Here is an 18,415-nt window from a genome sequence, read left to right on the forward strand (position 1 = left end):
CATTAAATGGGGGTATTGCCCCCACGGGCGACCCACCGCCCCCAAAGCGGGGAGGGAAGCGCCTCGCCAGACGCGTGCATGGCCGCTAGGTTCTGACCCATGCCCCTTCACCGCCTCCATATCCAGACTACCGGCCCCGGCCTCTACGATGTCGCGCAACAGGCCGAACGTTTCGTATCCGAACAAAGTTGTGCAGACGCACTCCTCACGGTCTTCGTGCGCCACACTTCCTGCTCGCTCGTGATCCAGGAAAACGCCGATCCGGACGTCCAGCGGGACCTTCAGTCCTTCTTCGCCCGGTTGGTGCCCTCGGGGGACGATCCGTCGATGTCGTGGCTCGCCCATACCGCCGAAGGGCCGGATGACATGCCAGCGCACATCAAGGCAGCGCTGACCCAGACCTCGATCGGGATCCCGGTGGCTGATGGGCGGCTCGCACTGGGGACCTGGCAGGGCATTTACCTGTTCGAGCACCGTCGTCGGCCACACCGTCGTGAACTGGTGTTGCACCTGACCGGCTGATGGTCCCGGCCGGTCCGGCTCAGCGGGGCCCTGCGGTCGCGGGCCGGGAGGAGCGACGGATGTGATTGCCAAGCAATAGGCGCCGCATGGTCCGCTCCAGCGCCTCCGGATTCAGCGGTTTTTCGGTATGTGCATCGAAACCGAGCATGGCATAGCGATTGACCTGATCAGCCATGACATTGGCCGTGATCGCCACCGTCGGTGTCGGCAGACGACCCTCGGCGCGTTCGATCGCCCGGATCTCGCTGAGTGCGTCCTCGCCATTCTGCACCGGCATCTGTATGTCCAGCAGGACGATATCGTAGCGGCCGGTGCGGAAGGCGCTGACCGCTTCTTCGCCGTTTTCCACCATGGTCAAATCGACCGAGAGCTTGTCGAGATAGGCCTTCAGGACAAGGCGGTTGGTCAGATTGTCCTCGGCGGCCAGGATGCGCACGGGCTGCCCGTCCACCGTCAGGGGGCCGCCAATCGAGATCAGGTCGGGGGTTCGTGTCGCCTGGACGCCGGCGACGACAGGCTCGAGGGGCAGGCGAACGGTGAATGTCGCCCCTTCGCCCGGCACGCTGGATACGTCGATTCTGCCGCCCATTTGCTCGGTCAGCCCCTTGCAGATCGCCAGTCCCAGACCGGTGCCACCGAAGCGCCGCGTGGTCGAACTGTCGGCTTGCACGAACTTCTCGAAAACCGCGCGGCACTGGTCATCGCTCATGCCGATCCCGGTATCGCGGACCGTCAACACGATCTGGTCGTCGTCGACGCCCTCCGCCGGCCCGGATGCCGGGCCCAGCGTCATGGACACCTGCCCGGCGGCGGTGAACTTGATCGCATTGGCAACCAGGTTGTTGGCGATCTGTGACAGGCGAAGCGGGTCTCCGAGGCGCGACAGCCCGGCACGATCACTGACCTCGACGAGGAGCGTCACGCCCTTCTCTTCGGCCGCATCGCGGTACAGGGCCTCGATGCGAGATCCGATAATGGCGAGATCAAACGGAACCACATCCAGCTCGATCTGGCCGGCTTCGATCTTCGACAGGTCGAGAATGTCATCGAGCAGGTGCATCAGCGTGTCGCCGGATCGAACGATGACATCGAGCTTGCTGAGGACGTCGGCGGGCAATTCCCTGTCGGCCAGCACCCGCGCCATGCCCAGAATGCCATTCATCGGTGTGCGGATTTCGTGGCTCATATTGGCGAGGAAGTCCGACTTCGCCCGATTGGCCGCATTGGCTTTGTCGCGGGCCTCGATCAGGTCGGTGATGTCGGTGATCGACCCGGCCATGCGCACGGCCCGCCCATCATTGCGCTGGGCGACTCCGCGGGTGCGAAACCAGCGGTACTCGCCGTTTGCGCATCGGAATCGGACTTGCAGGTCATGTTCGATGCCATGCCTGATATGTTGCTCCAATGCTTGCGCCGAGCGCTCCCGGTCGTCCGGGTGGATGTCTGCGGAGTAGGTGCGGGCGTCGAAGTGTGCCGCCTCCTCCGGGTAGCCCAACAGGGCCCGGAGCCGGGGTGAGTGGTAGAGTGTTCCGGTATCGAGGTCCCAATCCCAGAAGCCGTCCGATGATCCGCGAACAGCGAGTGCCATCCGCTCCCGATTGCGCTCAAGCTCGTCGAATGCGGTCTCGCGCTCGAGCGCGAGTTCGGATTGCCGCACCCGGCCGCTCAAAACGAGGTGGGTGCCAAAGCCGATGGCAATCGAGAACAGCACGCCGAGACCGAGGAGGAAAATCGGAATGGAGCTGAACTCCTCGGCATAAAGCTGCCGTGCCGGGTAGAGGTTGACCGTCCAGACAGACCCGGGCAGCGCGACTGTCCGTTCGGCTGTCAATTGCAGGCTGACCGGAGTCCCGGTCGCATGGATCGTCTCGCCGGCCTCATTGACCTGGATGGCGACGGCTTCGGCGTAGTCCTGCGGCAGGCTCGCGGCGACCATGTTGGCCGCGTCAAACACGCCCACAATCAGGCCATTAAACCGGTCGCCGTCAAATAGCGGGAAATAGGCGAGAAACCCCGAGCCGCCCTGCAGTAAATCGATCGCGGCGCTGTTGTTGGGCCGACGGGTGTTGACGGCTTGCATCACCGCCCGTGACCGATACTCCTCAAACAGGATGTCGAGCCCGACAACCGCCTCATTGCCCGCCAGCGGCTCAACCCATTCAAGCTCGAAATCCGGATTGGCCCACTGGACAGAGCGAAGCTCGGAATGGTCACCAATGTATTCCAGCGCGTCGGCTCGCCAAACGGCTTCGTCCGTCCCGCCCGCCCGGATCCAGCGCCTGGCCATCCGCTCCAGGCCCGTCAGGTTCATCCCGACACGTTCGGTCAGATTGTATTCGAGATTGGAGGCGATCTCTTCGAGATGCACACGAACGGCATAGTGCTCCTGGGAGCGGACATGCAGCGATAACGCGGTGAAGGCCACCAAGCAGAAAAGGGCCGCGCTGAGCGGAATGAGCAGGCGATAGCGTGGCATGGGGGACCTCAGCTGTCCCCAACACACACCAGCAGGGTTAATTCCCGCTTTACGGGGCTGCCACGCTGTTGTCGGCCCGGGTCGGCCCCGGGCCGGACCGGGTCAGGTTTTCGATTTGGTCTCGCGACGACGTTTCAGCAGACCGGCCAGCCAGCGTGAAGCGAACCAGCCGGTCGGTACGATCACCACCAGCCAGGGCAGGAAGCCGGCCAGGAAGGTGAGCATGTTCGCCAGTCCACGGGCAAAGTTGCCGGTCAGATTGTGCAAGGCGCGATTGAGTGGATCGAAGGCGCTGCGGGAAACCGGATCGACTCGTGAGGTGTAGTTCAGCGTGAGCGCGGACATCGACACCCGTCCGCGAAGCGCTCGGATGCGCGCTTGCGAACCTTCGATATCGCCCTGGACCCGGGCCAGTTCACGCTCGACCCGAACCAGTTCGTCGACGCTTACGCTCGGTCGTTCGAGGAGCGAGGTCAAACGGTTGCGCAGGGTTTCCTTGGCAATCAGGCGCGCTTCCATATCGACAATAGTGGCGGTCAGGTCTTCAGCGGTCTGGGTCTGGTTGCGGATCCGGCCATCGGCGTTTTCAAGCTGGCCCGACAGGTCTGACCGGAAGCGATCGATCCAGGCCGGCGCGGCGCGCAGGGAGAGCGTGGCGGAGACGCCGCGATTGCCTTGCTCACGGATGTTGGCGCTGACGACCTGGCAGGAGTCCGGGCCAGACCCAAGGCAGGCGTCGCGATGGGATTCGACGAGATCCGATGTTGCGGAGGCGGCGGTCTCGAGCTGATACCCGTAGCTGTAGGCGACCAGGCGTTCGCTGTCTTCGCTGCCTGATGGCTCGAGCCCGTTATCGCGTCCGCGGGCAGCGCTGTCCTGTGGTGATTGCGGTGCCGGAGCCGGTGCAGCTGCGTAGCCGGGCTCCTCTTGGATCGCGTTGCTGACGGCGAACATGCCGAAGGCTTCTGCGGGCCGGTCATCGTCAAACACGGAGCGCTGCTCGCACGCGGCGAGCAGGCTGAGTGAGGCGAGGCCCATCACAATAACTCGTTTCATCGTCGATTCCCTTCGGCCGCCGCGAAGACGGGGCGTTGCATCCTTCCCGGTACCATCCATCCTGATGAGAATGGCGACCAAAGGAAGGCGGGCGCCCTAGCTGTCCTCTTCCCCGGTCAGCAGGCGCTCATAACTGTCCACCAGGGCGAGATAGGGAGGCACCGGCGTGTTTTGAATGCCCGAGCCCGTATCGACCGCCATCTTGATCTCGAAATGAAGATGGATCGTGGTGGCGGTATCGCCAAACTCGTTGGAGACATAGCCAAGACGCTCGCCACGCTCGACCCGATCGCCCGGTTCGACCCGTAGTGTGTCCTTGTCGAGATGCAGGTAGGTGTAGCGGACCCCGCCATCGGTCATCAGGCGGACCGAATAGGTGCCGATCGAGGTGATGGTCCCGGCGTCCGACGCGACGGCCCAATGGGTGTCGTCCTGGCAGCTGGCCGGGCGGATGTCCTGGCCCTGATGGCCGACACCGGCCGGGCACATCGGGGTGCCATAGCCGCGGGTTTCGCAGAAATTGTCGCGCCAGGCATAGGCATAATTGGCGGCGTTGCACTGGCCTCCGGCCGGCCCGAGATATCCGCCATGGCCGTAGACCTGGCTGTTGGCATAGGCCTGGCCGGCCTCCATCGGGAACCGCATGTCCGGCGCATAATTGATCTGGACTGTCTGGCCGGTGCCCGAATCCTCCGCCAGGTCGCCGGCAGGCATGTAGGCGAAAGGATCGCCGGACCCGTCCACGGGAACTGCGGGTGGTTCCGGTTCGGGCTCCGGTTCGGGCTCCGGTTCGGGCTCCGGTTCGGGTTCGGGCAAGGCGTCGGGCTGGGCATCGGATTCTGTGTCCTCTGCACCGACGGGGTCCTGATCGGGTCCGGCCGGATCGGTTTGCTCGACCCCGGCCGACGGTGCCGGAACCTCATCGGCGGGCCACCAGATCATGGCGGCAATGCCGGCTGTGGCGACCGCGGCGGCGAGGGTGAGTTCGGCTTCGCGTGACATTACTGACCTCCTGCGTCGGGTGTGCCGGCGGCGATGATCAGCGAGTCGGCGAGATTGCGAATGTAGGCGTCGGAAGAACAGCGTGGATCGCCGGTCGGGCGGTCACATTCCACCGTGATGGAATAGGCCGCTCCGTAGCGGTTGAAGCTGAGCTCACGGCCATATTCGGTTTCGCTGATGCGATAGCCGTCAGCGTTGGTCGCATTCAGGCGGCGGGTGCTCAGCGGGTCCGATGCGTGTGCGTGAGCCAGCCGGGTGCCGAACACCTCGACCACGAGGCCCGGCGCGATCACCGACAGGGTGTAGAAATCCTGCTGCGGGAACAGCAGCGTCCGGGCGTCATTGCTGACCGCAAGGGCGGCAGTGTCCGGGATCAGGACCGGCAGCCGTGTCGCAACGACGCCGGCCGCTTCCGGGTTGGTCGGTCGGGCGAAAGGCAGATTACCCTGGGTGACCGCCGAAACGGTGTCAAAGCGACGCAGTTGACGGGCCTGGAGCAACGCATCCTCGGCGGCGGCGACCCAGTTGATCGACATGGCCACCGGAGCATCGGGCCTTGGCTCGCGGCCCGGCTGCAGCCGGGCCACCCGGCGCAGTGCGGCTGTCGCGAGATTGTCCGGCACAGCCTGGCCCGTTGCTGCCAGGCCAGCCTGTTGACCGCCGGCCTGTTGCAGGGGGGCCTGTTGGTGTTGCGCAGGTGAGCCCGCGGTGACCAGCACCATCGCAGCGAGCGGGGTCACAAGGGTCAGTCGGGACGTCATGATCATCTCCCCAGAGCAAGAGTATTTCCTGTTCTTGCACGCCCAGCATGAACCGTGGCTGAGGCTGGACCGGGGCGATCGTTCATCGGCAATGATCAGACGGTGCCCGGCGGCCGATGGCGGAGGTCGGAGGCGGCCGGCCGCGGAGGAGACGAGCCGGCGAGGTAGGCCAACACTGTTGTGACGCGCGCATACGGAGGCCGGGCGTTGAAATTCATCGCGCCAACCCGTATGTGCAGCGCAATATGTTGTTGCTGGAGTAGCGCGATGCGCCTCACCATGATGAAATGCAAGCTGCACCGGGCCACGGTGACCCAGGCTGACCTGCACTATGAAGGGTCGATCTCGATCGATCGCGACTATCTCGAGGCGGCGGGTATCCTGCCGCACGAGCAGGTCGATGTGCTCAACATCAATAATGGCGAGCGCTTTACCACCTATGCCATCGAGGCTCCGCGCGGCAGCCGGACCTTCGGCATCAATGGAGCCGCGGCGCGTCTGGCCCAGGTCGGGGACCGGATCATCGTCGTGGCGTATGCCGAGATGGAGGCCGCCGAGGCCGAGCAGCATGATCCGGTCGTGGTCCTGCTGGACGAGCACAACAAGGTCATCGCCAAGCCCCAGGCGGCCTGATTTCGCTCACTGATTGATGCAGAAATCGGCGCTGACCGTAGCCGTGAGCGTCAGCTCGCCGGCGGCAATGGGCGTCGATCCGAAGCTGTCTGCGGCCATCATCCGGCTTTCATAAACCGGTTGCGGGCGGTAATTGCTTTCGCCCATCCGGCGTATCCCGCACAGTTCGAAACCGGCCGCATCGGCGAACAGGTCAGCCTTGGCCAGCAAGGCCGCAATCGCTTGGCGACGCGCATTGTCCATCGCCTCACCGGTGTCTTCCGCGCCGAAGGTCACACCATTTATATTGTTGGCACCGGCCGACACCATCGCATCGATGACCTGCCCGACCCGGCTCGTGTCGCGGACCTTGGCGGAGACTTGGTTACGAGTCTCATAGCCGATGATTGTGCGTTCGATCTGGTTGGGGGCCTGGCGGTCGGCATAGACCGGCGATACCGACAGCTGGGCCGTCTGCATGTCGTCACTGTCGACGCCGGCGCGGCGCAGGGCGTCAAACACCTGGCTCATCGCGGCTCCGTTGGCGCGGACGGCATCCCGGGCGGTTTCGGCGCGGGTCACCACGCCTGAGGAGACCGTCGCGAATTCCGGAGCGATCTGCACTGTTGCGCTTTCCGAGAGCGACAGGGTCGGCTCGCTCTCACCGGCCTGGGCGAAAGCCGGTGCGGCGAGGCTGGCGACGAGGGCGGTCGAGGTAATCAGGGCGCGGATCATGAACAAAACTCCGTGGCGAATGCGCCGACCGCTCCGGGATGGAGGCGGCAGCTCGTTGGCGTTGAGGACGAGACTAGCACTTTCGCGCCTGAGCGCACGCTGAACGCGCGCGGTCCATTTTCGCCATCATGATGTCAATGCCGTAACATTGCCTGCACACCCGTCTTGGCGCGCCCGCGAAGAGCCAGTAACCATGGGCCCACGCTTTAACAGCGGGGCCTGTAGCTCAATTGGTTAGAGCCGGCGGCTCATAACCGCTTGGTTGGGGGTTCGAGTCCCTCCGGGCCCACCATATTCCCGATCTCACGGCAATTTGCTTCGCAAATGCCTCCGATGGGGCGGCCTGGCCGGCCGACGCGCGGTCGCGCTTGCGAACCCTTCGGGTTCGATGTTGTTTCGTCCAGCTCCACCATTCCTTCGACCTTCCGGCGGTCCGCTGCGCGGACGCCTTCGATGGGGTGGGCTGACCGCCCGGCGCGCGGTCGCGCTTGCGAACTCCGCGGGTTCGAGGCCGGTTCGCTCGGCTCCATGATTTTTGCATCGCGTCGAAAAGCGGCTTCAGGTGATGTCCTGCGGTCATTGTCTGGCCAGCGGCCGAACCCACAATGGCTGTGCGAGAATGTGATTGCCTTACGCAATCAAAGGTGTGAATCCTTGTCAAGCACACGGTTTTATTAACCTTGGGTGCGCTAGCCTCCACAGGCACTCGAGGAGGGACACGGCGACATGCTCTGGAGACAGATCGACCGCTGGACAGGCGCTGATCCGCAGATCGATTTCGATTATGCGGTCAAGTCGCGCATTGCCGTCGCCTATACTGCGATTTTCACCCTCATGGGTCTGGTCAATGCCGGCGTGCTCGCCTTTGTCCTCGACGGACGTCCCGGCATGGTCGAGTTGGGACTGGGTTCGGCTGCAATTGCGGCCGCCGTCGGGATAGTCGGTTTGCGCCTGCGTCGACCGAACCTGACCATCCTGGTGATGATCACGTTGGCCACGCTGGTCCTGTTCGCAGCGGCTTGGGCCAATCGGGGCTCCTTCCCTCCGGCGACGCTGTATCTGCCCGGCATTGTCCTGGGCGCCTATATCGCCTGGGGCGCGCGGGCGGCGATCGTCGCCATCGTTCCGCTGGCGGCCTATTTCGGACTGATCCTGGTCACCGCCGATCATTCCAATACCGGCGCCTTGGGGTTTCGACCGACGGAATTGCTCAACATGCTGGTCGCAGCCGGCTCGCTGTCCTGCGTCTGGATTGTCCTTTTCGGCTCGAGTTTCCGGTCGGCGACACGAGATGCCCAGAACGCTCTGACTGACGCGAACCACCAGCTGGAAACCGCTCTGATTTCGGCGCAACAGGCCAATCGCGCCAAGTCGGATTTCATCGCCAATATGAGCCATGAGGTCCGCACACCGCTGAACGGCGTGCTTGGGATGACCAATGTGCTACAGGCGGACACCACGCTGACCGATGAGCACCGGCGCCGTCTCGACCTGATCGATGACAGCGGCAAGGCCCTGCTCGAACTGCTCAATGGCATTCTCGACCTGTCCAAGATCGAGGCCGAGGCGCTTGAGCTTGAAGCGCGCAGCTTTGACCTTGCCGGCTTGGTCAACAGCACAACCGAACACTGGCGACCGCAGGCCGAATCCAAGGGTTTGACGCTGACTGTCAGCAATCAACTGGGTGACGAGGCTTTTGTGATTGGTGATCCGATCCGCTTGCGCCAGGTGATCAACAACCTGTTGGGCAATGCGGTGAAGTTCACCCATACCGGTCGGATCAGCGTGTCATTGGCGGCGATTGGTGAGGTCCGTGACGGCAAGACCCGAATTCGCCTCGCTGTCCGGGATACCGGCATAGGCATTCCCGGCAGCAAGCAGGAAGCGATCTTCGATCCGTTCAGCCAGGTCGACGCAACCGTGACCCGGCGCTTTGGTGGCACCGGGCTCGGGCTGGCGATCTGTCGACGCCTGGTCGCGAAAATGGACGGCAAGATCACACTGTCGAGCAAGATGGGCCGCGGCTCGACCTTTACGGTCGACCTGCCGCTCGAACGGGTTGCGGCGAGCGCACAGGAGACCGTCAAGCGCGGCGTCGTGTCCCTTGAACCGATCGAGGCATCGGGCCGCGTCCTTGTGGTCGACGACGTGATGACCAACCAGCTGGTGATCAAGGCCATGGTCCAGCAGATCGTGAAGGCGGACGGGTTGATCGTCGACTGTGCTTCGGGCGGACGCGAGGCGGTCAACAAGGCGACGTCGCTCGCCTATGACCTCGTGCTGATGGACATCCAGATGCCTGAGATGGATGGCGTCAGCGCGATGCAGTGCATCAAGGGAACGCGCAAATCGGCGGACGCCCGGATTGTCGCTGTGACGGCCCTAGCCTCCGACGATCACCGGCGCGAATTCCTGGCGGCCGGGTTTACCGACTATCTGCCAAAGCCGGTCGAGATCAGCGAGCTTCGCCGAGTGCTCGAACAGGCCCTCGTGACCGAACGGCGTTCGGAGGAATCCCCGCCGGACGAGAGCCGGGCGATCCGGACCTGACGGTCAGATTTCCGCAACGATCATTTGCGGGCCGCCCGCCGCCAGCGCCCGCTGAAGCGCCGTGTCGAACTCACCGGCAGTGCGCGCCGTCTGACCGGGCACGCCAAACCCTTCGGCCAGTTTGATCCAGTCCATCCGCGGGTTCTCGAGCGACAGCATCTGCTGGGCCGCAGGTCCCGGATCGCCGGCCCCCACGCGTGCCAGTTCGACATTGAGTACCAGATAGGAGTGGTTGGCGAACACCACGTTGATGACGTCGAGCTTTTCCCGGGCCTGGGTCCAAAGGGCCTGTAGCGTATACGCCGCCGCGCCATCGCCGCAGAGTGCGAAGACCTGTTTGTCAGGACAGGCCATTGCGGCGCCGATTGCCTGGGGCATGCCCGAGCCGATGGCGCCGCCGGTCAGGCAAAGCCAGTCATGTCGGGGCCCATGCTCGATCCACGGAAAGACGCCCATCCCGGAGGTGGTGGCATCATCGCAGATGACGGAATCGTCGGGCATGTGACGCAGCAGGGAAATGCCGACATAGCCGGGATTGAGGGCTTCGTCGGGAAACAGCTTGGGCGCTTGCGACTGCGCGGGCAGGTCGGGCGCTGCCGGATTGGCATCCAGGGCGTCGGCCAGGGCATTCAGCCCGGCGATGACGTCGTCCGCAGGACCGGCCAGGGTCTCGGTAGTCGTGCCGGGCGGGGTCAGCTCACCGGGCTGGTCGGGATAGGCGAAAAAGGCGACCGGAGGCTTCGATCCGGCGATCACCAGGAGGTCGGTACCGGCCAGCTCCTCGAGGGCCTGTTCCCCAAAATAGCCAAGGCGTTTGGGGGAGACGCGGCCATGCCCGCGCGCGATGCGGGGCACGAAAGTGTCCATGAACAACCGGGCGCCCGTGGCCGCGGCAATTCGGCCGGCAGCAGCCAGACCGGTTTCGAGGCAGGCGTCATTGCCAAGGAACAGGACCGGAGCGCTGGCGGCGCGAAGAGCGGTGGCGACAGCCGAGATGCGGGCCGCGGAAACCGGATTCGGGCCGGGTACGGGCCGGGCCTCCAGCACGCTGGGTTCCTGGTCCGACCAAGCGCAATCGGCCGGCAGGATGAGTGACGCGACACCCCGTTCCGGACCGTATGACTGCTGCACCGCCTCGATCGCCATGGTGGAGACGTCCGACGCCTCAGCCACGCATCCCACCCAGCGCGACATCGGCCGGCACACGCCGGCGGCATCCGAGGTCAGCGGCGCGTCGAGCTTGATGTGATCGCGGGCGTGGTCGCCGACAATGTTGACCACCGGTGCATAGGCGCGGCGGGCATTGTGCAGGTTGGCGAGGCCATTGCCGGCGCCCGGGCCGAGATGGAGCAGGGTACAGGCCGGCTTGCCGGCCATGCGGGCATAACCGTCCGCGGCACCGGTTGCGACGCCTTCAAACAGGCACAGGACCGAGCGCATCCCTTCGGTTCGGTCGAGTGCGGCGACCATGTGCATTTCGGACGTGCCCGGATTGGTGAAGCAGACATCCACTCCCTGATTGATCAGCGTTCTGACCAGGCTTTCAGCTGCAAACATTGATCGACCCCGTTGTGTGCTTGGTTGCTTGGATTTGGTGGCGAGACTAGCGCGGCTGGCGGACAAAGTCCGGCGACAAATCGCGCGGGCGCGCGGCGCCGACCAGTGCCATGTCGCGCGCCAAGGCGGTGATCAGGATGTCGAGTGCTCTCTCGACACCTGGCTGACCGCCGGCACCCAGGCCGAACAGGTAGGGCCGTCCGACCGCGACGGCCGTCGCACCCAGCGCCAACGCCTTGATGATGTCGGTGCCGCGGCGGATGCCGCCGTCAAGGATAACCTCGGCCTGTCCCGCCACCGCAGCCACAATATCGCCAAGGGTGTCGATGGTTGCGGGTGCGGTGTCGAGCTGGCGGCCGCCATGATTGGAGACCCAGACCGCATCGGCACCGATATCCAGGCACCGGCGGGCATCATCGGGCCGGGCGATGCCCTTGACGGCGAACGGTCCGCCCCAGGCCTCCTTCATCCATTTCGCGTCGGCCCATGTCACGGTCCGGTCAAACTGGCTGTCGAGAAACTGGATGATGCCCATCCCGCCGGTATCCATGTCGGCCCAGTTGGCGGCTTGGATGGGCGGCGAGCTTGCCATGTCCCAGAGGTAACCGGGGCGGGCAAGGACCTGGGCGACCGTCCTGGTGCTGATCTTGGGCGGAATGGTGAAGGCGTTGAGATGGTCTCGCTCGCGATTGCCGGCGACAGGGACGTCGACGGTCAGGATCAGACCGGTAAACCCCGCCGTCCGCGCACGCTCCATCGCCTGTTCGACCAGTGCCCGGTCTTTCCAGACATAAACCTGGAACCATTTCGGCCCGTCGGTGTGCTGCGCGATGTCTTCGATGGTGGTCGAGGCGAGGGTGGACAGGCAATAGACCAACCCCTTGGCCTTCGCGGCCCTGGCCACGGCAGCCTCTCCGGCTCGCGGATTGAACAGGCGCTGGGCCGCCGTCGGCGAGACAATGATCGGCGCCCGGCAGGGCGCGCCCATCACCGTCGTCTCCAGCTCGATCCTCGAGACGTCGACCAGTGACCGGAAATTCAGCTCATAGTCCGCATAGCGCCGGTCGTTGCGACCCAGCGTGATCTCGTCGTCGGCGCCGCCGTCGATATAGTCGAACACCATGCGCGGCAGCCGTTTGCGGGCCAGGTGCCGCAGCGCCTCGATATTGTGGGCCTGGTCAATCGCTGTCATGGGCGCCAGCGTTGGCCCTTTCAGTCCGGACGGTCAAGGCTTGGCGGACGGGGCTGGGCAGGTATGGCTGGGCGGGTATCCGAGCGGATGCCGAAGAACAGCGCATACAACACCGGTACCGCAACCATTGTCAGGACCGTCGCGAAAGTCAGGCCACCGATAATGGTCACGGCCATGCCCTGGAAGAAGGCGTCTGCGAGCAGCGGCGTCATGCCGAGAATGGTGGTGCTGGCGGCCAGCAGGACGGGACGCAACCGGCTGATCGATCCCTCGCGCACCGCGTCATTGCGGTCCGCCCCGCTGCGGATGCGGACGTCGATCTCGTCAACGAGGACAATCGCGTTCTTGATCAGCATTCCCGACAGCGACAGCAGGCCAAGAAGGGCAGTGAAGGAAAAGGCGACATTGGTCGCCAGCAGGCCGATCACGACGCCATTCACCGACATCGGCACGACCGACCAGATGATCAGCGGCTGGCGGACCGTGGCGAAGAGCAGGAAGGAGATGGTCAGCATGGCCACGAAGGTCAGCGGCAATTGCCCGCCCAGCGAGGCGTTGGCCTCGGCGGATGCCTCGAACTCGCCGCCCCATTCCAGCGCATAGCCGGGCGGTAATTCAATGGCTTCGATGATTGGGGCAAAACGCGCAAAACCTTCTGACGCCGTCTCCCACGGATGAGGGTTGGCACGGACCGAGATGGTGCGGGTCCGGTCACGGCGCTGGATCAGCACGTCTTCGAATTCCAGCGTGAATTGCGACACGATCTGGCTGATGGGGACATAGGCGGATTGTTGCGGACTCCACACCAGGCGATTGTCCAGATAGCCAGGGTCGGCGCGCTCGGATGCCGGTGCCCGGGCGAGGATCGGGATCAGGGTTTCGCCCTCGCGATAGGTGCTCACCTGACTGCCCTCGGTTGAAAAGCGCAGCGCGTTGGCGATATTTTCGCGGGTCACGCCGATGGTGCGGGCCCGCTCCTCGATGATGCGGGGGCGCAGGACTGGTGTCCGGTTGCGCCAGTCCGTGCGCAGGTCAATCACGTCCCCATCGCGGGCTAGCGCGGTGATCGCCTGTTCGGACAGGGCGCGCAGGACATCGGCGTCGGGACCGGAAAAGCGTGCCTCGAGCTTGGCGCCGGTGGGTGGCCCGAAAATGATGCGGTCGGCCCGGACTTCGGCATCCGGCACGGTCTCGCGCACATGTGCCACAATCCGGTCGGCCAGCGCCGGAATGACGTTGATATCGGCGGTCCGCACAATCACCTGGCCATAGGCCGTGTTGGGTTGCTCGGCGGAATAGGTCAGCATGAAGCGGGTCGCCCCGGCACCGACGAATGTGTCGATCGCCACGGTCTCCGTTTGATCGGCGATGAAGACGCCGATCTCGCGCAGGGTCTCGTCGGTGGTCAGGATGTCGGTGCCTTCAGGCAGCTCCACATTGATGTAGAACATCGGCGTGTTGGTGGCCGGAAAGAAGGAGTTCCGCACCTGACCGAAGCCGGCATAACAGACGACCGTGACACCGATCAGCAAGGCAAGAACCGTCCAGCGGCGTGACAGGGCGAGGTTCAACAGGCCGCGATAGCCGTTGAACAAGCGACCCGAATAAAGGCTGGTCTCATCCGGCGCGCCACCCGTCGCGGCTTGGGCGGCCTGGCGCTGCGCCGCAAACAGATGAAAGCCGATCAGGGGCACCACGGTCACCGCAATCACCCAGCTCAGCAGCAGGGAAATGGCGATTACGGCGAACAGGGAGAACAGGAATTCGCCAGTCGCATCCGGTGACAGGCCAATACCGGCAAAGGCCAGGATGCCGATGATGGTGGCGCCCAGCAACGGCCACTGGGTTGACGCGACGGCTTCTTCGGCAGCCTGCATGCGGGGCTTGCCGCGCATCACGCCGGTCAGCATGCCCTCGGTGACGACAATGGCGTTGTCGACCAGCATGCCCATGGCGATGATCAGGGCGCCCAGGGAAATGCGTTCCATCTCAAGGGAGAACATGTTCATGAAGAACAGGGTTCCCGAGACGGTCAGCAGCAGGACCGCGCCGACCGTCAGGCCGGCCCGCCAGCCCATGAAGATGCACAGCACGCCGATCACGATGGCGATGGACAGCGCCAGACTGACCAGGAAATTGTTGATCGCGGCGCCCACCACCAGGTGCTGCTGGTAGATCGGGTGCAATTCGACGCCCAGTGGCAGCGTCGGCTCGATCTCGGCCAGGCGGGCTTCCACCGCATGGCCGACATCGACGATGTTGGCGGTCGGCAAGCCGGCAATGCCCAAGGTGAATGCGCGGACATTGTTGTGATAGATCAGCTGGGACGGGCGTTCGACGGCGGCGCGGCTGACCTCGGCAATGTCCGACAGGCGGATGGCCTGGTCGCTGTTGCGCGGCGTGATCAACAGGTCGGATATGGCATCGATCCCGCCAAGCGTCTGTGGAATGTCGACCCGCACCAGGCGTCCGTCGAGCGGGGCCGAACCGGCGAGGACGACCGCGTTCTCGCGCTCGAGATTTTCCAGCAGGTCGGAATAGGACAGGCCCAGCCGGGCCAGGTTTTCCTGCGGTATCTCGATATAGATGCGTTCGTCCGGTTCGCCGTCAACGGCGACCTTTGCCACATCCTCGACCGTCAGCAACTCGCGCCGCAGGGCGCGGGCAATGTCGCGGATCCGACCGTCGGAATAGCCGTCCGCGGTGACGGCATAATAGATGCCATAGGTGTCGCCGAAATCGTCGTAGACAACCGGTGCTCCGGCGCCCGGTGGCAGGGCGGCGACGGTGTCGCGGACCTTGGCACGCAGGCGGGTCCAGACGTCGGGCATGTCGTCGCTGTCGATGGTCTGGTCGATGGAGATGTGGATTTCCGACATGCCCGGTGATGATTCCGAACGGATCTCCTCGACCTCGCCCAGCTGCTGGATGGCGATTTCCAGCGTCTCGGTCACTTCCTGCTCGACTTCCTCGGCGGTGGCGCCGGGATAGGGCGTGAAGATGATGGCTTCCTTGATCGTGAAGGCCGGATCCTCCAGCCGCCCGACATTGAGGAAGCCGGTCAGCCCGCCGATCAGGCAGAACAGGATGACCAACCAGGTCAGGACCGGCTTCTCGATCGACAGTCGGGCGAGCGTGCTCGCCAGAGGGGCGGGCGAACTCATTGCGACGTGCCAAAGCGGGCGGATTCGGACAGGGGCCGGACCGGCATGCCGTCGTGAAGCGCCGATACACCGGCCGTCACGACACGGTCACCAGGCGCGATGCCGGCGGTGACAATCACTGTGTCGCCGTCAAATCCGGCGCTGGTGATGGTCTGCGGGACCACGGTGCCGGTTTCGTCCTGATACACCCAGACCCGTTGCGTCCCGTCCGGCGCGGCGGACACCGCTGAGAGTGGCACGCGGAGACCGGTCGGGGCGTCGGCCGTCGTCGCAAACTCGGCATATACCGTCGCGGTCATGCCGGGCAGGATGTTGGCGGGCAGGTCGGCCGGCAGTGCAGCCAGCGCCCGATAGGTTCGGGACGCGGCATCCGGTTCCGATACCAGTTCGCGCGGGATCAGGGGGAAGGTCTGGCCGGGCAGGAAGGCAAAGGCCGCTTCCAGGGTCACCAGGTCGTCTTGGTCGAACGTGGCCACCATGCCCTCGGAGATCGGTATGGACACCCGGAGCTCGGACACGTCCATCAGGCGCACGACCGGCTGGCCGGGGGCAACGATCGTGTAGTTGTCGACCAGGCGGCGACTGACCAGGGCGTCGAACGGGGCCGTCAGGGTCGCATAACCCAGATTGCGGCGAACCGTCTGCAGCGCTACTTCGCGCAGATCGTAATTGGTCTGGGCGCTGTCGAGCGCTGCCTGGGAGGCGATACCCCGCGCATGCAGGGTGCGCTGGCGTTCCAGCTCGGTATTGGCTTGCTGCAACTGGACACGGGCTTCGCGCTCGGCCCGCTGGAAGTCTTCCCGGTCCAGCGCCGCCACCCGGGTGCCTTGTGTGATCAACTCGCCCTCGTTGAGGGGGAGGTCGGCCAGTTGGCCACCAACCTGAAAGGCCATGTCGACGCTCAGTCGCGCCTCGACCCGTCCGACAAATTCGTGCCGCGTTTCGCCACTCTCGGCGACCACTTCGGCGAGCTGGACCAGGCGCGCAGCGGGCGGCGCCGATACCGGCTCCTGCGTGCAGGCAGCAAGAGCCAGGCTGGTGCCAAGAGCGATGGGGAGGAAAGGGCGGGTCATGCGTAAATCTCGTGAGCCAGGCTCAACACCCGATCGCGGATCGGCTGGAGCTGGTGGTCGGGGACGTGGTTGAAACCCAGCAGGATGGACAGTTTGAGGCCGTCCATGGCGAGCAGGAGGATTTGTGCGGCGATGGGGTCGGGTGTGGCGTCCGCCAGGCGCTGGAAGGTCGACGACAGGAACTCACGTGCCGGGTCCAGCAATTCGGGGTGTTCAGCGGAGGCCGCGAGCAGGGCCATGGAGACACTGTCATGGGTGCCCGAGCGGTTGAACATGTCCTGGATAACCAGCGGCAGCACCGGACTTCCGTCCGCCGTGGCCCGGGCCTCGGCGGCCGCGATCTCAGCGCCGATTTCCGCCATCATGCGTTCGACCATGCCGGTCAGCAGGGCAATCTTGTTGGGGAAATGGTAGAGCACGCCGCCTTTTGAGACGGCGGCTTCGGCGGCGACGGCATCGATTGTCAGACGACCGGAGCCTTCGCGGGCGACCACTGTTTCAGCGGCATCCAGAATGGTGTCGCGCGTCGACGGTTTGCTGGTGGTCATGACGAATACCTGTCTGATGTTGCGCCGCATATAAACCGTCCAGACGGTACAGTCAATACCGTCCGGACGGTGCAGTTTCTCCCCTATGAGGAAACCAGAGGGCACAGTCTGCGACGCGCGCGGTCGAAAAGAAGATTACAAATTCCCATTATTCTACCGGTCGTTGCGTTGCGGGCGACTTGCCCGCCCTGACTAGTGGAGGCTGGGCGCTGGCTCTTCTACAGACCGGGGATGGCACCGGGCGGGTGCCGTTACCCGGAGCAACCCATGTCGTCCTTCCTGCGCCTCTTCGCAGCCGCCAGCCTTATGGCCGCTGTTGTCACTGTGGCCCCCGTTGAAGCCTATGGCCGCGACGGCCACCGCATTGTCTGTGACCTGGCCTGGCGCTACCTGTCCGATGAAACCCGCACCGAGATCGAACGGCTGGTCGCCCAGGATCCTGAATTCGATCATTTTCGCGATGTCTGTTCCTGGGCCGACCAGGTGCGGGGTTCCACCCACCGGCACACGGCGCCCTGGCACTATATCAATCAGACCCGCGACGATCCGCATGTCGACGCCGAAGACTGCGCCGAGGGCGGCTGCATCACCTCGGCCATCGACCTTCATGCCGGAATCTTCGTCGACCGCTCGCGTTCGGATGAGGACCGTCTGGAAGCCCTGAAGTTTCTCGCTCACTGGATGGGCGACATTCACCAGCCCCTGCACGTCTCGATCGAGGGTGATCGAGGCGGCAATGACATCAATGTCCTGTGGCGCGGCGAACGCCGCTCCAATCTGCATCGGGTCTGGGACAGCGAGATCCTGCTCGACTACATGGCCGAGACCTGGCCCTATATCGATGAAGGCGACCGCTGGGCCCAGCTGGCCGACCAGCTTGCCGCTGACATCCCGCTCAATGGGATCAGTGTCTACACACCACTCGCCCCGATCGACTGGGCCCAGGAAAGCCACGACATCGTCCGCTCACGCGGCTTTGCCTATTACTGGGCCAATGCCGAGGAATTGATCGAACCGGGCGACGCCTATTACGCCCGCAACCTGCCGATCAATCTGCAACGCCTCAAGCAAGGCGGCGTGCGCCTGGCCGGTCTCCTCAACCAGCTGGTCGAGGAGCGCCAGGTGTCCGGAACGGGCGCGGCCACGGGGTCCGGCGCGCTGAACTAG

At 64.5% G+C, this 18,415-nt stretch carries 14 protein-coding genes and 1 tRNA gene; 5 read left to right on the plus strand and 10 right to left on the minus strand.

Annotated features, from left to right (window positions below):
• Positions 1-99 precede the first annotated feature (99 nt).
• Positions 100-522, plus strand: a complete 423-nt coding sequence (locus VOI18_RS09860; protein ID WP_323762238.1) for a secondary thiamine-phosphate synthase enzyme YjbQ — start codon at positions 100-102, stop codon at positions 520-522.
• Positions 523-541: 19 nt separating this feature from the next.
• On the opposite strand, the gene VOI18_RS09865 is transcribed toward VOI18_RS09860, so the two are convergent.
• From VOI18_RS09865 to VOI18_RS09880, 4 genes are all read right to left on the minus strand, one after another.
• Positions 542-2,998, minus strand: a complete 2,457-nt coding sequence (locus VOI18_RS09865; RefSeq protein WP_323762239.1) for an ATP-binding protein — start codon at positions 2,996-2,998, stop codon at positions 542-544.
• Between the two features lie 102 nt (positions 2,999-3,100).
• Positions 3,101-4,054: a DUF4349 domain-containing protein gene (locus VOI18_RS09870; RefSeq protein WP_323762240.1), complete on the minus strand. Its 954-nt coding sequence runs from the start codon at positions 4,052-4,054 to the stop codon at positions 3,101-3,103.
• 96 nt (positions 4,055-4,150) lie between these two features.
• A complete protein-coding gene (locus VOI18_RS09875) occupies positions 4,151-5,056 on the minus strand; it encodes a M23 family metallopeptidase (RefSeq protein ID WP_323762241.1) in 906 nt (301 codons plus the stop codon).
• Positions 5,056-5,817 (minus strand): hypothetical protein, encoded by a 762-nt coding sequence (locus tag VOI18_RS09880; protein WP_323762242.1) that lies wholly within the window; start codon positions 5,815-5,817, stop codon positions 5,056-5,058. The genes VOI18_RS09875 and VOI18_RS09880 overlap by 1 nt, the downstream gene beginning before the upstream one ends.
• Positions 5,818-6,084: 267 nt before the next feature.
• Between VOI18_RS09880 and panD the strand changes: the two genes are divergently transcribed.
• Positions 6,085-6,450 carry an aspartate 1-decarboxylase gene (gene panD, locus VOI18_RS09885; RefSeq protein WP_011644060.1) on the plus strand — a complete coding sequence of 122 codons (366 nt, stop codon included), beginning with the start codon at positions 6,085-6,087 and terminating at the stop codon, positions 6,448-6,450.
• A 6-nt stretch (positions 6,451-6,456) separates the two neighbouring features.
• On the opposite strand, the gene VOI18_RS09890 is transcribed toward panD, so the two are convergent.
• The gene (locus VOI18_RS09890; protein WP_323762243.1) at positions 6,457-7,164 is read right to left on the minus strand and encodes an SIMPL domain-containing protein; all 708 of its coding nucleotides are present in this window, start codon (positions 7,162-7,164) and stop codon (positions 6,457-6,459) included.
• 215 nt (positions 7,165-7,379) lie between these two features.
• Here VOI18_RS09890 and VOI18_RS09895 point away from each other — a divergent pair.
• A tRNA-Ile gene (locus VOI18_RS09895) sits at positions 7,380-7,456 on the plus strand.
• A 434-nt stretch (positions 7,457-7,890) separates the two neighbouring features.
• Positions 7,891-9,714, plus strand: a complete 1,824-nt coding sequence (locus tag VOI18_RS09900) for an ATP-binding protein (protein WP_323762244.1) — start codon at positions 7,891-7,893, stop codon at positions 9,712-9,714.
• A gap of 3 nt (positions 9,715-9,717) precedes the next feature.
• Here the strand turns inward: VOI18_RS09900 and VOI18_RS09905 are convergent, their stop codons facing one another.
• Genes VOI18_RS09905 through VOI18_RS09925 form a run of 5 tightly spaced genes read right to left on the minus strand, consistent with a single transcriptional unit; the run spans position 9,718 to position 17,248 of the window.
• Positions 9,718-11,271, minus strand: coding sequence for an acetolactate synthase large subunit (locus VOI18_RS09905; RefSeq protein ID WP_323762245.1), 1,554 nt, complete (start codon positions 11,269-11,271; stop codon positions 9,718-9,720).
• Positions 11,272-11,317: 46 nt separating this feature from the next.
• Positions 11,318-12,463 carry an alpha-hydroxy acid oxidase gene (locus tag VOI18_RS09910; protein ID WP_323762246.1) on the minus strand — a complete coding sequence of 382 codons (1,146 nt, stop codon included), beginning with the start codon at positions 12,461-12,463 and terminating at the stop codon, positions 11,318-11,320.
• A 20-nt stretch (positions 12,464-12,483) separates the two neighbouring features.
• Positions 12,484-15,627 (minus strand): efflux RND transporter permease subunit, encoded by a 3,144-nt coding sequence (locus VOI18_RS09915; protein ID WP_323762247.1) that lies wholly within the window; start codon positions 15,625-15,627, stop codon positions 12,484-12,486.
• The gene (locus tag VOI18_RS09920) at positions 15,624-16,700 is read right to left on the minus strand and encodes an efflux RND transporter periplasmic adaptor subunit (RefSeq protein ID WP_323762248.1); all 1,077 of its coding nucleotides are present in this window, start codon (positions 16,698-16,700) and stop codon (positions 15,624-15,626) included. The genes VOI18_RS09915 and VOI18_RS09920 overlap by 4 nt, the downstream gene beginning before the upstream one ends.
• Complete coding sequence (locus VOI18_RS09925; protein ID WP_323762249.1) at positions 16,697-17,248, minus strand: TetR/AcrR family transcriptional regulator; 552 nt, start codon at positions 17,246-17,248, stop codon at positions 16,697-16,699. The genes VOI18_RS09920 and VOI18_RS09925 overlap by 4 nt, the downstream gene beginning before the upstream one ends.
• Before the next feature lie 267 nt (positions 17,249-17,515).
• Between VOI18_RS09925 and VOI18_RS09930 the strand changes: the two genes are divergently transcribed.
• Complete coding sequence (locus VOI18_RS09930) at positions 17,516-18,415, plus strand: S1/P1 nuclease (RefSeq protein WP_323762250.1); 900 nt, start codon at positions 17,516-17,518, stop codon at positions 18,413-18,415.

The organism is Maricaulis sp. (assembly GCF_034670125.1).
Taxonomy (GTDB): domain Bacteria; phylum Pseudomonadota; class Alphaproteobacteria; order Caulobacterales; family Maricaulaceae; genus Maricaulis.

What these genes read in the sequence shown, in the direction of transcription:
- VOI18_RS09880 (WP_323762242.1), bottom strand. Translation starts at nt 5,817, where the DNA reads ATGACGTCCCGACTGACCCTTGTGACCCCGCTCGCTGCGATGGTGCTG.
- VOI18_RS09915 (WP_323762247.1), bottom strand. Translation starts at nt 15,627, where the DNA reads ATGAGTTCGCCCGCCCCTCTGGCGAGCACGCTCGCCCGACTGTCGATC.
- VOI18_RS09905 (WP_323762245.1), bottom strand. Translation starts at nt 11,271, where the DNA reads ATGTTTGCAGCTGAAAGCCTGGTCAGAACGCTGATCAATCAGGGAGTG.
- VOI18_RS09920 (WP_323762248.1), bottom strand. Translation starts at nt 16,700, where the DNA reads ATGACCCGCCCTTTCCTCCCCATCGCTCTTGGCACCAGCCTGGCTCTT.
- VOI18_RS09860 (WP_323762238.1), top strand. Translation starts at nt 100, where the DNA reads ATGCCCCTTCACCGCCTCCATATCCAGACTACCGGCCCCGGCCTCTAC.
- VOI18_RS09910 (WP_323762246.1), bottom strand. Translation starts at nt 12,463, where the DNA reads ATGACAGCGATTGACCAGGCCCACAATATCGAGGCGCTGCGGCACCTG.
- VOI18_RS09875 (WP_323762241.1), bottom strand. Translation starts at nt 5,056, where the DNA reads ATGTCACGCGAAGCCGAACTCACCCTCGCCGCCGCGGTCGCCACAGCC.
- panD (WP_011644060.1), top strand. Translation starts at nt 6,085, where the DNA reads ATGCGCCTCACCATGATGAAATGCAAGCTGCACCGGGCCACGGTGACC.
- VOI18_RS09865 (WP_323762239.1), bottom strand. Translation starts at nt 2,998, where the DNA reads ATGCCACGCTATCGCCTGCTCATTCCGCTCAGCGCGGCCCTTTTCTGC.
- VOI18_RS09930 (WP_323762250.1), top strand. Translation starts at nt 17,516, where the DNA reads ATGTCGTCCTTCCTGCGCCTCTTCGCAGCCGCCAGCCTTATGGCCGCT.
- VOI18_RS09870 (WP_323762240.1), bottom strand. Translation starts at nt 4,054, where the DNA reads ATGAAACGAGTTATTGTGATGGGCCTCGCCTCACTCAGCCTGCTCGCC.
- VOI18_RS09925 (WP_323762249.1), bottom strand. Translation starts at nt 17,248, where the DNA reads ATGACCACCAGCAAACCGTCGACGCGCGACACCATTCTGGATGCCGCT.
- VOI18_RS09890 (WP_323762243.1), bottom strand. Translation starts at nt 7,164, where the DNA reads ATGATCCGCGCCCTGATTACCTCGACCGCCCTCGTCGCCAGCCTCGCC.
- VOI18_RS09900 (WP_323762244.1), top strand. Translation starts at nt 7,891, where the DNA reads ATGCTCTGGAGACAGATCGACCGCTGGACAGGCGCTGATCCGCAGATC.